General features: G+C 63.1%; 18 protein-coding genes and 1 pseudogene. 11 read left to right on the forward strand and 8 right to left on the reverse strand.

Translation table 11 applies throughout. The annotated features are described in order from the left end of the window. Nucleotides 1-22: 22 nt before the first annotated feature. The gene (locus tag FJ954_RS20150; protein ID WP_140662718.1) at nt 23-940 is read right to left on the reverse strand and encodes a polyprenyl synthetase family protein; all 918 of its coding nucleotides are present in this window, start codon (nt 938-940) and stop codon (nt 23-25) included. A 222-nt stretch (nt 941-1,162) separates the two neighbouring features. On the opposite strand from FJ954_RS20150, the gene FJ954_RS20155 reads away from it, so the two are divergent. From FJ954_RS20155 to FJ954_RS20165, 3 genes are all read left to right on the forward strand, one after another. Beyond that, nucleotides 1,163-1,924, forward strand: a complete 762-nt coding sequence (locus tag FJ954_RS20155; protein WP_140662719.1) for a transglycosylase domain-containing protein — start codon at nt 1,163-1,165, stop codon at nt 1,922-1,924. A 141-nt stretch (nt 1,925-2,065) separates the two neighbouring features. After that, the gene (gene rpmF, locus FJ954_RS20160; protein ID WP_008834724.1) at nt 2,066-2,248 is read left to right on the forward strand and encodes a 50S ribosomal protein L32; all 183 of its coding nucleotides are present in this window, start codon (nt 2,066-2,068) and stop codon (nt 2,246-2,248) included. Nucleotides 2,249-2,500: 252 nt separating this feature from the next. Continuing rightward, nucleotides 2,501-2,902 (forward strand): hypothetical protein, encoded by a 402-nt coding sequence (locus FJ954_RS20165; protein ID WP_015315345.1) that lies wholly within the window; start codon nt 2,501-2,503, stop codon nt 2,900-2,902. Between the two features lie 9 nt (nt 2,903-2,911). Here the strand turns inward: FJ954_RS20165 and FJ954_RS20170 are convergent, their stop codons facing one another. The 3 genes from FJ954_RS20170 to FJ954_RS20180 form a co-directional block, all read right to left on the reverse strand. Continuing rightward, a complete protein-coding gene (locus FJ954_RS20170) occupies nt 2,912-3,343 on the reverse strand; it encodes a heme-binding protein (RefSeq protein ID WP_140662721.1) in 432 nt (143 codons plus the stop codon). A 161-nt stretch (nt 3,344-3,504) separates the two neighbouring features. After that, a complete protein-coding gene (locus FJ954_RS20175; RefSeq protein ID WP_023773965.1) occupies nt 3,505-3,738 on the reverse strand; it encodes a hypothetical protein in 234 nt (77 codons plus the stop codon). A gap of 76 nt (nt 3,739-3,814) precedes the next feature. Then, a complete protein-coding gene (locus FJ954_RS20180) occupies nt 3,815-4,336 on the reverse strand; it encodes a helix-turn-helix domain-containing protein (protein WP_015315348.1) in 522 nt (173 codons plus the stop codon). 92 nt (nt 4,337-4,428) lie between these two features. On the opposite strand from FJ954_RS20180, the gene FJ954_RS20185 reads away from it, so the two are divergent. The 5 genes from FJ954_RS20185 (at nt 4,429) to FJ954_RS20205 (ending at nt 7,207) form a co-directional block, all read left to right on the forward strand. After that, a complete protein-coding gene (locus tag FJ954_RS20185) occupies nt 4,429-5,265 on the forward strand; it encodes an alpha/beta hydrolase (RefSeq protein WP_140662723.1) in 837 nt (278 codons plus the stop codon). 88 nt (nt 5,266-5,353) lie between these two features. After that, nucleotides 5,354-6,010, forward strand: a complete 657-nt coding sequence (locus tag FJ954_RS20190) for a glutathione S-transferase family protein (RefSeq protein ID WP_140662725.1) — start codon at nt 5,354-5,356, stop codon at nt 6,008-6,010. Nucleotides 6,011-6,015: 5 nt separating this feature from the next. After that, nucleotides 6,016-6,339, forward strand: a complete 324-nt coding sequence (locus tag FJ954_RS20195) for a metalloregulator ArsR/SmtB family transcription factor (protein ID WP_015315351.1) — start codon at nt 6,016-6,018, stop codon at nt 6,337-6,339. A gap of 13 nt (nt 6,340-6,352) precedes the next feature. Next, nucleotides 6,353-6,724: a nuclear transport factor 2 family protein gene (locus tag FJ954_RS20200; RefSeq protein WP_015315352.1), complete on the forward strand. Its 372-nt coding sequence runs from the start codon at nt 6,353-6,355 to the stop codon at nt 6,722-6,724. Nucleotides 6,725-6,742: 18 nt separating this feature from the next. Then, entirely contained in the window at nt 6,743-7,207 is a 465-nt protein-coding gene (locus FJ954_RS20205; RefSeq protein ID WP_140662727.1) for an SRPBCC family protein, read from the forward strand. A gap of 26 nt (nt 7,208-7,233) precedes the next feature. Here the strand turns inward: FJ954_RS20205 and FJ954_RS20210 are convergent, their stop codons facing one another. From FJ954_RS20210 to FJ954_RS20220, 3 genes and pseudogenes are all read right to left on the reverse strand, one after another. Further along, nucleotides 7,234-7,497 carry a metalloregulator ArsR/SmtB family transcription factor gene (locus FJ954_RS20210; protein ID WP_010911936.1) on the reverse strand — a complete coding sequence of 88 codons (264 nt, stop codon included), beginning with the start codon at nt 7,495-7,497 and terminating at the stop codon, nt 7,234-7,236. Between the two features lie 31 nt (nt 7,498-7,528). Continuing rightward, a pseudogene (locus FJ954_RS20215) lies at nt 7,529-8,788 on the reverse strand (MFS transporter); the annotation flags it as partial. A 76-nt stretch (nt 8,789-8,864) separates the two neighbouring features. Then, a complete protein-coding gene (locus FJ954_RS20220; RefSeq protein WP_015315356.1) occupies nt 8,865-9,059 on the reverse strand; it encodes a DUF1192 domain-containing protein in 195 nt (64 codons plus the stop codon). A gap of 122 nt (nt 9,060-9,181) precedes the next feature. Between FJ954_RS20220 and FJ954_RS20225 the strand changes: the two genes are divergently transcribed. The 3 genes from FJ954_RS20225 (at nt 9,182) to FJ954_RS20235 (ending at nt 11,591) form a co-directional block, all read left to right on the forward strand. Further along, nucleotides 9,182-10,192: an NAD(P)H-quinone oxidoreductase gene (locus tag FJ954_RS20225; protein WP_140662729.1), complete on the forward strand. Its 1,011-nt coding sequence runs from the start codon at nt 9,182-9,184 to the stop codon at nt 10,190-10,192. 201 nt (nt 10,193-10,393) lie between these two features. Further along, nucleotides 10,394-10,534: a DUF1127 domain-containing protein gene (locus tag FJ954_RS20230; protein ID WP_013892619.1), complete on the forward strand. Its 141-nt coding sequence runs from the start codon at nt 10,394-10,396 to the stop codon at nt 10,532-10,534. 361 nt (nt 10,535-10,895) lie between these two features. Continuing rightward, nucleotides 10,896-11,591 carry a DUF1013 domain-containing protein gene (locus FJ954_RS20235; protein ID WP_015315358.1) on the forward strand — a complete coding sequence of 232 codons (696 nt, stop codon included), beginning with the start codon at nt 10,896-10,898 and terminating at the stop codon, nt 11,589-11,591. A 63-nt stretch (nt 11,592-11,654) separates the two neighbouring features. On the opposite strand, the gene FJ954_RS20240 is transcribed toward FJ954_RS20235, so the two are convergent. Further along, the coding region (locus FJ954_RS20240; RefSeq protein WP_140662731.1) for a WYL domain-containing protein at nt 11,655-12,014 on the reverse strand (360 nt) is incomplete at its 5' end.

Consider the following 12,014-nt stretch of genomic DNA (forward strand, 5'->3'; position numbering starts at 1 on the left):
CGCAACCGACATGAGCCTGCCGTCAGCTGTTACGGGTTGCGACGAAGATCGCTGCGGCCTTCAGCAGGGCAGCCTTTTCGCCATAGGGCTCGAGCAGCGCGTGCGCCTGGCCGACGAGGCCGTCGAGCTGCTTGCGTGCCCAATCCGCGCCGTGCAGGGCCACCAGCGTACCCTTGCCCGCGGCGGCATCCTTGCCGGTCGCCTTGCCCATCTGCTCGGCGTCGGCCGTCAGATCCAGCAGGTCGTCGGCGAGCTGGAAGGCCAAGCCGATCGCCGAACCGAACTCGGCAAGCCTTTCCAGGTCATCCGACTGTGCGCCGGCCAGGATCGCACCCGCCTCGCAGGCGAAGCGGATCAGCGCGCCAGTCTTCATCGCCTGCAGTGTTATGATGCCGGCCTCGTCCGGTCGCACTTGCTCGGCTTCGAGGTCTAGCTTCTGGCCGCCGACCATCCCACCGGCCCCGGCGGCGCGGGCGAGCGCCAGCACCAGGGCTGCGCGCCGTTCGGCCGGCAGCGCCGTCGCTTCGCCGGCGATGATGTCGAAGGACAGAGTCAGCAAGGCGTCGCCCGCCAGGATGGCGGTGGCTTCGTCAAAGGCCTTGTGCACGGTCGGCTGGCCGCGGCGCAGGTCATCGTCGTCCATCGCCGGCAGGTCATCGTGGATCAGCGAATAGCAATGCACGCATTCGAGCGCCGCCGCGACGCGCAACGCCGCTTCGCCATCGGCGGAAAACAGGGCGGCGCTTTCCATGACCAGGAAGGGGCGCAGGCGCTTGCCGCCGTTCAACACGCCATGGCGCATCGCCGCCATCAGACGATCGGGCCGCGCGATCTCGCCCGAAAGCGGGCGGTCGTCGAGCAAGCGACGCAGCATCACCTCGACGGCGGCCGCGCGCCTGATGAGCGCCATTTCGAACGCCATTTCGTCGTCATTCGTCATGGCCGGGACCGGTAGCCGACACTCAGACGTTGCGCAAGAAGGCAAGCGCCATTATGCCGGGGCGGTAAGAGCCCGTTTGGAAACTCATCTCCTGCGGTCATCTGAAGGCGTTTTCCGCGCTTCCGGTGTTCACGTACTCGAATGTACGCTCCGCTCCGGTTCTCGAAAACACCCTCACATGACTCCCAGGAGGCAGTTTCAAAGCGAGTTCTCTGGCATGGGTTGGGCGGCTTGGCGGAACCGATCGTCGATCATGAGACCGAAAAGCTGGACATGGCGACGAGATCGCGAGGCGTGAGCCGCCGCAGTCTCAAGCGCTGGGTCCGGCGCGGCATCGTCGTGGCCGCCGTGCTGGCGCTCATCCCGGTGGTGCTGACCTTTCTCTACCTGCCGTCCTTCGTGCATCCAGTGTCGACGCTGATGCTGAAGGATCTCGCGACATTCTCCGGCTACGACCGGCGCTGGGTGTCGATCGATGATGTCGCGCCTGTGCTCGCCCATTCGGTCATCATGTCGGAGGACGGGCAGTTCTGCTTTCATCGCGGCGTCGATCTTGGCGAGCTCAGGGGGGTCGTCGATGATGCGCTGGCCGGCGAGGCGACGCGTGGTGCCTCGACCATCACCATGCAGACGGTGAAGAACCTTTTCCTGTGGTCGCGGCCGCTGGGCTCGGTGCGCAAGGTCGTCGAACTGCCGCTGGCCGTCTATTTCGACGCGGTGATGTCGAAGCGGCGCATTATGGAGATCTATCTCAACATCGCCGAGTGGGGGCCCGGCATCTACGGCATCGAGGCTGCGGCGCGGCACCATTTCGGCATTTCGGCAAAGCAGCTGTCCAGACGGCAGGCGGCCCTTCTCGCCGTCACGCTGCCCAATCCGATCGCCCGCAATCCGGCAAAACCAGGGCCGGGCTTGAGAAGGCTCGCCAATCTGATCGAGCGGCGCGCCGGCCGCTCCGGCGGCTATGTCGGTTGCCTGGACTAGCCGGTATAAAAAAGATTCACTGCGGTGCTGGCCAAAACGGTGTCAGGCGTGTATAGGCACCCGACTTTCTCAGATTTAGGCCCCGACATGGCCCTTTCACGAGGGCGGGCGGGGCTTTTGACCATGTAGTGGAGCATATCCATGGCCGTTCCGAAACGCAAAACCTCTCCGTCCAAGCGCGGCATGCGCCGCTCGGCCGACGCCCTCAAGGCCCCGACCTATGTCGAGGACAAGAACTCCGGCGAAATGCGCCGCCCGCACCACATCGACCTGAAGACCGGCATGTATCGCGGTCGCCAGGTGCTGACGCCCAAGGAAAGCTGAGACCAGCTTTTCCCAAGCAACCGAGTTACAAAAGACCGGCTTCTGGCCGGTCTTTTTGCGTTTTGGCCTTGCCGTGCGCGCCGGCTACTTCAAGCGCTGAGCTTTCGTCTCTCGATTTTCATGTCGGCCGGGCAACCGGCTGACATGGTTGTTGCATCCGGTATTCGACCGTGTTTGCGGCCGCGCACGAAAAATCTTGACGCCGTGCCTGTGGGGCATTCTACAGAAGGTGCCCCCATATGGAGACGCCAGATGTTCGGTGCCGTCCCGCTTTTGATCGTGCCTTTCGTGCTCTACAATCTCGGCCTGCTCGGTATATTCGGCGGCGGCGACGATCCGTGGGCGAGCGAGATGTTCTCGTTCCGCATGATGTCGGGCGGGGTGTTCTCGATGACGCTCGGCGACCTGATCGTGCTGATCGGGCTGATTTTTCTGTTCCTTGAAATGGTGAAGTCGGCGCGCACGACCACCGCCTCGATCATGGACCATCTGTTGTCGACGCTTGTCTTCGTTGCTTTCCTGGTCGAGTTTCTGCTGGTGAAGGGTGCCGCGCACTCCATCTTCTTCACGCTGCTGATCATCGCGCTGTTCGATGTGCTGGCCGGGTTCGCGGTGTCGATGCGGTCGGCCAGCCGCGACATCAATTTGAGTTAGACCGGAACCTCAGCCCGGATCGGCGGCGAAGCCGGCGGCTTCGATGCCGGCAATCGCGGCCGCCTCGTCATTGTCAGACGTGTCGCCGGAAATGCCAACAGCGCCGATGACACTGCCTGCCTTGTCGCGGATCAGCACGCCGCCGACGACCGGCAGCACGCGTCCACCCGACACGTCGGAAATGCCGGCAACCAGATGCGGGCGCTCCTTGGCGAAGGCCTCGACCCTGCGCGAGCCCATGCCGATCGCCAGCGCGCCATAAGCCTTGCCGGCCGACATTTGCGGGCGCAGGAACGAGGCGCCGTCCTGGCGCTGGAAGGCGACCAGGTGCCCGCCGGCGTCGAGCACCGAGACGCCGAGCGGCTTGAGCTTGAGGTCGGCGCCCTTGGCGAAGGCGGCATTGATGATCTCGACGGCTTTTTCGAGCGACAGAGCGGTCATGGCAATCTCCTGTTGAACAGCCCAATCATCGCCGGCCAGCCGGACCAGGCAATCCCGCTTTCGGTTGAAATTGCTTCCCGCGCAGCAGCGGGACGAAGGCGTGCCTGTCGGATGCGTTACGACCGCTCGATCCAGGACGAGGCATTGGCGGAGAGACGGGGCTATTTTTTCTTGGCGCGGGCCGGCTTCTTGGCAGGTGCGGCAGGCGCGTTGGCTAGATCTTCGGCTTCCTTGGCCAGCCGCAGCGCCCGCAGCTTGTCGGTCTTGGCCTTGCGGGCATCGCTCTCGGCGACGTATTCGGCCATGGCTTTCTGCCGTACCGTCGCCGCCTCTTCCTGCTTCTTGAAGCGCAGATCGGCACGCGCGCGGGCAGTGTCCCTAGAGTTCTCAACCAAGAGCGTATCCAATCCCGTGAAGTGTGATTTCCGTCCTTTGTAGCAGAGCCGGCCTTTCAACGGGGAAAATAGTTGGTCAGACGGCCGGGCTGGCGTTGCGGGCCTTTTCAGCAACCACCGCTTCATAGGCGGCCTGCAGCGTCGCGCGGACAGAGGAGCCGGGCGCTGTGTCGAGGGGGGTGCCGAGATGCTCATGGCGCAATTCGTCCATGAATTTCTCCCACATTGGAGGTCCGCCCTTTTCCAGGAGTTCGGCGCGGATCGAGAGTTCCTCGCTTGTCGGCAGCCAGACGCGGCCCCAGGCGCCGAGATGGGCCAGGATGGGCACCAGCGTGATGGCCATCTCGGTCAGGCTGTAGATCGCCTTCTGCTTATGACTCGGGTCGTCCGCCTTGGTCAGCATGCCGAGCTCCATCAGCCGCTTCAAACGGTCTGCGAGGATGTTGGAGGCGATACCCTCCATCGAGCCGTTGAGCAGCTCGCGAAAATGGCGCCTGCCGCCGAAAATCATGTCGCGCAGGATGATCAGGCTCCAGCGATCGCCGAACACCTCGAGCGAAAGGTTGATCGGGCAGCCGGACCGGCGATCGAGGGTCATTTCATTTTCTCCGCAAAACCGGTTGCATTATCGTATCGGTTTTCCTATCGTGCAACCGATTGCAAAATGCAAGCAGATGAGGAGGCCATGAAATGACGAGCAAAGACCGTCCCGAGATCATATCGGAAGCCTTTGGCGATCCGGCGGATCCGGCGCTGTTGCTGATCATGGGCGCGATGGCCTCAATGCTGTGGTGGCCGGAGGCGTTTTGCCGGGAGCTCGCGAATGCCGGCCTTTACGTGATCCGCTACGACAATCGCGACACTGGCCGGTCGACCAAATATCTGGTGGGACAGCCGCCCTACACTTTCGACGACATGGCTGACGACGCGATATCCGTTCTCGACAGTCACGGCATCGGCAATGCGCATGTCGCGGGCATGTCGATGGGCGGCATGATCGCGCAATTCGTCGCGCTCCGGCACCCTTTGCGCGTCGCTTCGCTGACCGTGATCAGCAGTTCGCCCGTGGGGACCGACACGTCGCATCTGCCGCAAACGACCGATGCCTATATGGAGCATTCGGCCGATGGGACCAAGGTCGACTGGGCGGACCGCCGCCAGGTCATCGACTTCATGGTCAGCGATGCACGCGCGATCGCCAGCACCGCGCATCGGTTCGACGAGGCCGGGATGAGGGCGTTCATCGAGCGGGATTATACCAGGTCCGGCGGCTTGCTCAGCGCCACCAATCATTTCATGCTCAAGGGCAATGACCAATGGAAGGGTCGCCTGCACGAACTGGCGGTGCCGCTTCTGGTCATCCACGGCACGTCGGATCCGATTTTTCCGGTCGAGCATGGCGAGGCCTTGGCCCAAGCAGTTGCCGGAGCGAAACTCCTTCGTGTCGAAGGCGGCGGTCACGAACTGCATCCGGATGACTGGCCTGATATAGAAGCCGCCATTGTCGAGCATGTCCGATCCAGCTGAGACTTCGTGGGCGAGCCTTGACGAGCGAGGCCTGCCGCAATAGTTAAGTAAATGCTTCAGTGTTTCCACAGAACAGATGAGCACAAGAATGTCCCTGACGCTGCATTTCCATCCGCTGGCCTCCTTTTGCTGGAAGCCGCTGATCGCGCTCTACGAGAACGCCACGCCTTTTGCGCCCGTCATCGTCGACCTAGGCGATGAGCAATCGCGCGCGGCCTTTCTGAAGGTTTCGACGACCGGCAAGATGCCGGCGCTGCGCGACGACGCGCGTGACCGGACGGTGCTGGAATCGACCATCGTCGTGGAATATCTGGCCGCGCACTATCCGGGACCGATTGACCTCGTTCCCGAAGGCATCGACCTGGCGCTGGCGGTCCGCCAGGCCGACCGCTTCTATGATTTCTATGTGCAGGAGCCGATGCAGAAGATCGTCGGCGACAGGTTGCGGCCGCAGGACAAGACCGATCCATTCGGTGTCGAGCAGGCGCGGAGCCAGCTGCGCAATTCCTACGCCATCATCGAACGGGAGATGCTGTCGAGGGAATGGGCTGTGGGCGATATCTTCACCATGGCCGATTGCGCGGCGTCTCCGGCGCTCTTCTATGCCAACAAGGTCGAGCCGTTCGGCGACAGCTATCCCGCCGTGAAGCGCTATCACGACCGCCTGCTGCAGCGCGCCGCCTTCACCAGGGTGATCGAGGAGGCGCAGCCTTACTTCAAGTTCTTTCCCTACAACAACGGCTGATCGCGATGCTGCACGATCCCGCCCAACTCGACCTGATGTTCCAGGCGCTCGCCGATCCGGCGCGGCGGCAGATGGTCGACCGGCTATCACGCGGCCCGGCGTCGGTGAGCCAGTTGGCCGAGCCGCTGGCGATGTCGCTATCGGCGGTCGTCCAGCACCTCAATCTCCTGGAGGCGAGTGGCCTCGTGCGCACGCAAAAGGTCGGACGGGTGCGCACCTGTCAGATCGAGCCGAAGGCGCTGCGCGCGGCCGAACACTGGATCAATGAGCGGCGCCTCTCATGGGAACGCCGGCTGGATCGGCTCGGCGATTTTCTTGCGGAGAACTGAAGAGGAGCATGCCATGTCAAAGAGAAAATCCGATCTGGTCCGCGGCTATTTCGCGGCCTTTCAGGCCGGCGACCGCGCCGTCATGGAGGCAACCCTTGCCGACGATTTCACCTTCACCAGCCCCTATGACGACGCCATCGATCGCACGACCTATTTCGAGCGCTGCTGGCCGAATGGCAAGCTGTTCCGGTCGATGACGATCGAGCGGATTTGCGAAGACGGGGCTGCCGCCTTCGTTCTGTATGGCTGCGAAACGGTGGACGGAAAATCCTTCCGCAACACCGAGCTACACGTGTTTCGCGGCGGCCGGCTGCGTAGTGTCGAGGTCTATTTCGGCGCTGCCTATCGCAACGGTGTCTTCATTCCGCCGAACCAATCGAGTTGACCAGCGAGGACCCAAGCCATGACCGAACGTTCCGTCGTCCACTCCACCTTCGTTATCGAGCGCCTCTATCCGGCGGCGCCATCGAAGGTCTTTTTCGCGCTCAGCAATCCGGACGCCAAGCGGCACTGGTTCACCGATCCGGGCAACCCGATGCCCAGCCGATCCGAACTGGACTTTCGCGTCGGCGGCAAGGAGATCAATGCCGGAGGGCCGAAGGATGGGCCGATCCACGTCTACACCGCCACTTACTGGGATATCGTGCCCGACCAGCGCATCGTCTACAGCTACGACATGCTGTTTGGCGATATCAGAATTTCGGTGTCGCTGGCCACGATCGAACTTTTTGCCGAAGACAAGAGCACGCGCCTGGTGCTGACCGAGCAGGGCGCTTTCCTGGATGGCCATGACACGTCCGGCACACGCGAGCATGGGACCGGGGTGTTGCTCGATCTTCTCGGCAAGTTTTTGCGGATGGAAACCTGATCGTTGTGGCCGCTGACCGAAGAGGATCAGGCTTCCCAGAATTGATCGAGCCAGATGTTGAGTCTGAGGAAGCCGGCATTGCTCACCGTATAGACACGCCGCGTCCCTTCAGCCTTGGCATTGACCAGTCCGGCGTCGAGCAACACTTTCAGATGCTGTGATACCGCCGGGCGGGAGACTGGCAGCCCGGCCGCCAATTCGTTGACGGTCTTCGGACCGCGTCGAAGTTCTTCCAGAAGATGGCGCCGATTGGGATCGGCGATCGCCATGAAGGCGTCGGAAAACATCATGCCTCATTTGTGAGGCAAAGTTTTTCAAATCTCAACTGTTTGCTTCTGCTTTTCTTCTCGGATCGAGCCGCAATGCTTCGGGGGTCACCGAACGGTCGGCCGGCTGCGTCTTGAAGGCATCGCGATCTCCGATCGGCACCGGCGCGCGGCGGCTGATGCGCAGCAGCGTGTAGCCGGCCAGCGACAGATGCGCGAAGGCTGTCGCCAGGAACAGGCCCTCCGGGCGCATCCAGCCCATCAGGGCGGCGGCCAGCAACGGCCCGATCATGGTGCCGAAGCCGTAAAGCAGCAGCAGCCCGCCCGACACCTTGACGAAATCTTCCGACCGGGCGTGGTCGTTGGCATGCGCTACGGCGATCGAATAGAGCGTGTAGGCGAAAGCGCCGTAGGCGGCGGTGAAGACGAGGACGAAGACCGCCGAGCGCGGCTCGAACAGGAAGATGAGCAGCGCAAACAGCGCCGCGCCGAAGGCGGCACCGGCCAGCACGAAACGCCGGTCGGTCTTGTCGGAGAGGCGCCCGGCCGGAAGTTGCATGGCGGCGCCGGCGACGACCACCAGGCTCATCATCAAGGCGATCTCGGCGGTGGAGATTCCGATGCGGGCGCCGTAGACGGCGCCGAGCGTGCCCCAGGCGCCGTTGGCGATGCCGATCAAAAGGCAAGCGATCGCCGACACCGGCGAGTTGGCGTAGAGTCCCTTGACGTCGAGCTTGACGTCCTGCAGCGGCTTGGGATGCGAGGCGGTCGACACGGCCGTCGGGATCAGTGACAGGCAAAACAGGATGCCGGTGATCATGAACAACGACGCCGATTTCACGTCGCCGCCGGCGACGATCATCTGGCCGCCCATGATCGAGGCATAGGTGACCATCATGTAAAGGCCGAAAACGGTGCCGCGGTTCTCGTTGGTGGCTTTCTCGTTCAGCCAGCTTTCGATGACCATGAAGGCGCCGGCCATGGTGAAGCCGGTAAAGGCACGCAGCAGGATCCAGACATACTCGTCGATGATCAGGCCGGTGAGCAGTGCCACGATCGCGCCGGACGCGGCAAAGGCGCCGAAGGCGCGCACATGTCCGGCGCGGCGCACGATGCGCGGCGCAAAGAAACAGCCGGTGACGAAGCCGCCGGCCCAAGCCGTGCCCATCAGGCCGAGCGAAGCGGTCGAGAACCCTTCCACCTGGCCGCGCAAGGGCAGCAGCAGCCCGTGCAGTCCCGATGCAGCCAGAAGAAAGGCGGTGCCGCGAAGCAGGGAAAGGATCGGTCTGTAGGCTGCGAGCATTTTTTGATCCGGCTGGGGACTGGGCGGGGACGCAGGTTTGAAGGCAGTCGCATTCGGTTTTCGGCGGCGGGCGGTTACCTCAGCGAACTTATCCGCGACGGAACAGCGCCTCGGCAGCCGACTTGGTGGTGTCCTTGGTCTTGAGTTCGGCCTCCAGCCGGGCGATCTCGTCGCGCAGGATGCCGATGCGCTCGGACAGTTCACCGACGGAAAGCAGCGACAGGTCTTGCCCGATCTCGTGCGGACGTGCCTTCTTCTTGGGTTCGTCGTCGAAGATCGCCATGGCTGCTCCTCCTCCGCCAGACCAGATTGGCCATTTGCCTGATTTGGCAATGAGCATACATAGGGCAAGGGCGTCGATGCAAACAGCCGGTAAGAGTGCGGCGAGGAAAGACGGAAAACTTCATGGCGAGCGGACAGAAAATTCCGGCACGGATGACGGCGATCGCTATCTCGGAGCCGGGTGGCCCACGGGTGCTGAAACCGGAAACGCGCGACGTACCGCAGCCCGGCCCCGGCGAAATCCTGATCAAGGTGCATGCCGCCGGCGTCAACCGGCCGGACGTGCAGCAGCGCAAGGGGGCCTACCCGCCTCCGCCCGGTGCATCGGACCTGCCGGGCCTCGAGGTGTCGGGAGAAGTGGCCGCTCTTGGCGACCAGATATCGCGCTGGCGCATCGGGGACAGGGTCTGCGCGCTCACGCCCGGCGGCGGCTATGCCGAATATGTCAGGGTTCATGCAGGCAGCGTTCTGCCACTGCCGGCGGGCTTCACCCACACGGAAGCGGCGGCGGTGCCGGAAAACTATTTCACCGTCTGGCACAATGTGTTCGAACGCGGCGGCCTGAAGAAGGGTGAGACACTGCTCGTCCATGGCGGCTCGTCCGGCATCGGCACCACGGCGATCCAGCTCGCCTCGGCCTTCGGCGCTTATGTGATCACCACCGCCGGATCCCAGGAGAAATGCGACGCCTGCCTGAAGATCGGAGCCGACCGTGCGATCAATTACCGCGAGCAGGATTTCGTCACCGCGGTCAAGGAGGTGACCGAAGGCCGAGGCGCCAACGTCATCCTCGACATGGTCGGCGGCGACTATGTCCAGCGAAACTACGAGGCCGCCGCTGTCGAGGGCCGGATCGTGCAGATCGCGGTTCAGGCAGGCGCTGTCGCCAGTGCCGATTTTTCCAAGGTCATGGTCAAGCGGCTGACCCATACGGGCTCGACGCTCAGGCCGCGCACAGTCGAATTCAAGGCGGCGATCGCGGCGGCGCTGGAGGCACAGGTGTGGCCTCTGCTGGGCACGCGCAAGGTGGCACCGGTGATGGACATGATCTACCCGCTCACCGACGCCTGGCGTGCGCATGAGCGGATGGAGGAGGGCGAGCATATCGGCAAGATCGTGCTCGACGTCGGCTAGGACGCCAGCATTTTCGGCTCGGCCCGACCGGATCTCGACACGGTCTGGCCAGCGTCCTTCGCCCCTGCCTACAAGATGAACAGAAGCTTAATGGTGCAATGCAGCATTTGCATCATTGCTATGCAAAATCGGCTGTTCAAGTCCCGCCCGATGATCACTATTTGAGCATCATCGAAACGAACCCAATTCAGGAGGACTACCATGAACCCGATCCGTGCTTTCCGTAACTGGCGCATGTACAACGAGACCGTTCGCGAACTGAACCGCCTCAACGCCCGTCAGCTCAGCGACCTCGGCATCAACCGCGGCGACATCGAGCGGATCGCCCGTCAGGCGATCTGATTGCAAGCGCGACCCGCCGCAAGGCAGGGTCGCAATGCAGAGCCGCCGCAGACGCTTGTCGTCGCCGGTTCCAAACCCGCTGGACCCTGTCCGGCGGGTTTTGTCTTTTGGGGGGATTGGATTCATCTCGGCTTCGGCGTGATATGCCATGGCGATCCGCGGCAAATGCGGCGGCAGGGTTTGGACCGCCGTGGCAAACGTTAGCCGTCACCGCGTGCCTTGGTTGGCCATGTCGTTCCCAGCTCTTCCAAAAACGTTGCGAAACGACCTGAGAGCAGTTATACAGGCCGCGAATTTCCCATTTTGGTGGCTCTAAACCACCGCCCGCGCGGGAACGCGGGCGAACGAGAAGGATTTGCACATGGCCAATACGCTGCTTATGCCCAAGGCGACCGCCGTCTGGCTGGTCGACAACACCGCGCTTTCCTTTGAGCAGATCGCGCAGTTCTGCGGGCTGCATCCGCTCGAGGTCAAGGCGATCGCCGACGGAGAATCAGCGCAAGGCATCAAGGGCATGGATCCGATCATGACCGGCCAGCTGACCCGCGACGAGATCGCGCGCGCCGAGAAGGATCCGAACCAGCGCCTGAAGCTTTCCGACCCCAAGGTGCGGGTACCCGAATCCAAGCGCAAGGGTCCGCGCTATACGCCGCTGTCGAAACGTCAGGACCGGCCGAACGCCATCCTGTGGCTGGTGCGCAATCATCCCGAACTGAAGGACGCGCAGATTTCGCGCCTCGTCGGCACCACCAAGTCGACGATCGAGCAGATCCGCGAACGCAAGCACTGGAATTCGGCCAATCTGCAGCCGATGGACCCGGTGACGCTGGGTCTCGCCTCGCAGATCGACCTCGACATGGAAGTCAACCGCGCCTCGCGCGGCCGCGAACAGGCGCAGCCGGTCGGCGACACGCTGCTGCCGGCGGCATTGACCGAGCGGTTGGTGCCTGCACCGGAGAAGCCGAAGGACGAGGACGCGGAGCTCGATGCAAACGCCGTCTTCGCCAAGCTGTCGGCGCTGAAGTCGAAGGACACCGATACGGACGACGAGGAATAGGCTTTTCGCGAACGGAACAAAATAGCCCGCTTCGAGCGGGCTATTTTGTGCGGCCAGCAAGTCTCAGCTTCGCGCCGCGCGGTCGGGCGCCATGCCGTAGTCCTCGCTGCGCTCCACCGCCCGGTAGAAATCGGCAAGCTGCTTGCCGCGCTCCGGCTTGAAGATTCGGCCGGCGATGACCACGGAGGCAATGCGGTCGATGCGGAAGGCGCGGAAATCATCGCGCATCTCGCACCAGGCGACCAGTGTCCACACCTTGCCCCAGAACCACAGGCCTAGCGGCCTGATATCGCGCGCGGTGCCGCGGCCGGCTTCGTCCGAGTAGTCGATGGTCAGCACCTGGCGCTTTTCGACCGCGCGCTCGATCAGGTCGATCGCCTCGCGGGCGGCATCGCTGACCACCCACATCGGCGTGTGGATCTC

The sequence above is a fragment of the Mesorhizobium sp. B2-3-15 genome, assembly GCF_006442875.1.
GTDB lineage: Bacteria > Pseudomonadota > Alphaproteobacteria > Rhizobiales > Rhizobiaceae > Mesorhizobium > Mesorhizobium australicum.

Coding starts and splice junctions, on each gene's coding strand:
- FJ954_RS20150 (WP_140662718.1), bottom strand. CDS start 940: ATGACGAATGACGACGAAATGGCGTTCGAAATGGCGCTCATCAGGCGC.
- rpmF (WP_008834724.1), top strand. CDS start 2,066: ATGGCCGTTCCGAAACGCAAAACCTCTCCGTCCAAGCGCGGCATGCGC.
- FJ954_RS20165 (WP_015315345.1), top strand. CDS start 2,501: ATGTTCGGTGCCGTCCCGCTTTTGATCGTGCCTTTCGTGCTCTACAAT.
- FJ954_RS20170 (WP_140662721.1), bottom strand. CDS start 3,343: ATGACCGCTCTGTCGCTCGAAAAAGCCGTCGAGATCATCAATGCCGCC.
- FJ954_RS20180 (WP_015315348.1), bottom strand. CDS start 4,336: ATGACCCTCGATCGCCGGTCCGGCTGCCCGATCAACCTTTCGCTCGAG.
- FJ954_RS20185 (WP_140662723.1), top strand. CDS start 4,429: ATGACGAGCAAAGACCGTCCCGAGATCATATCGGAAGCCTTTGGCGAT.
- FJ954_RS20190 (WP_140662725.1), top strand. CDS start 5,354: ATGTCCCTGACGCTGCATTTCCATCCGCTGGCCTCCTTTTGCTGGAAG.
- FJ954_RS20195 (WP_015315351.1), top strand. CDS start 6,016: ATGCTGCACGATCCCGCCCAACTCGACCTGATGTTCCAGGCGCTCGCC.
- FJ954_RS20200 (WP_015315352.1), top strand. CDS start 6,353: ATGTCAAAGAGAAAATCCGATCTGGTCCGCGGCTATTTCGCGGCCTTT.
- FJ954_RS20205 (WP_140662727.1), top strand. CDS start 6,743: ATGACCGAACGTTCCGTCGTCCACTCCACCTTCGTTATCGAGCGCCTC.
- FJ954_RS20210 (WP_010911936.1), bottom strand. CDS start 7,497: ATGATGTTTTCCGACGCCTTCATGGCGATCGCCGATCCCAATCGGCGC.
- FJ954_RS20220 (WP_015315356.1), bottom strand. CDS start 9,059: ATGGCGATCTTCGACGACGAACCCAAGAAGAAGGCACGTCCGCACGAG.
- FJ954_RS20225 (WP_140662729.1), top strand. CDS start 9,182: ATGGCGAGCGGACAGAAAATTCCGGCACGGATGACGGCGATCGCTATC.
- FJ954_RS20230 (WP_013892619.1), top strand. CDS start 10,394: ATGAACCCGATCCGTGCTTTCCGTAACTGGCGCATGTACAACGAGACC.
- FJ954_RS20235 (WP_015315358.1), top strand. CDS start 10,896: ATGGCCAATACGCTGCTTATGCCCAAGGCGACCGCCGTCTGGCTGGTC.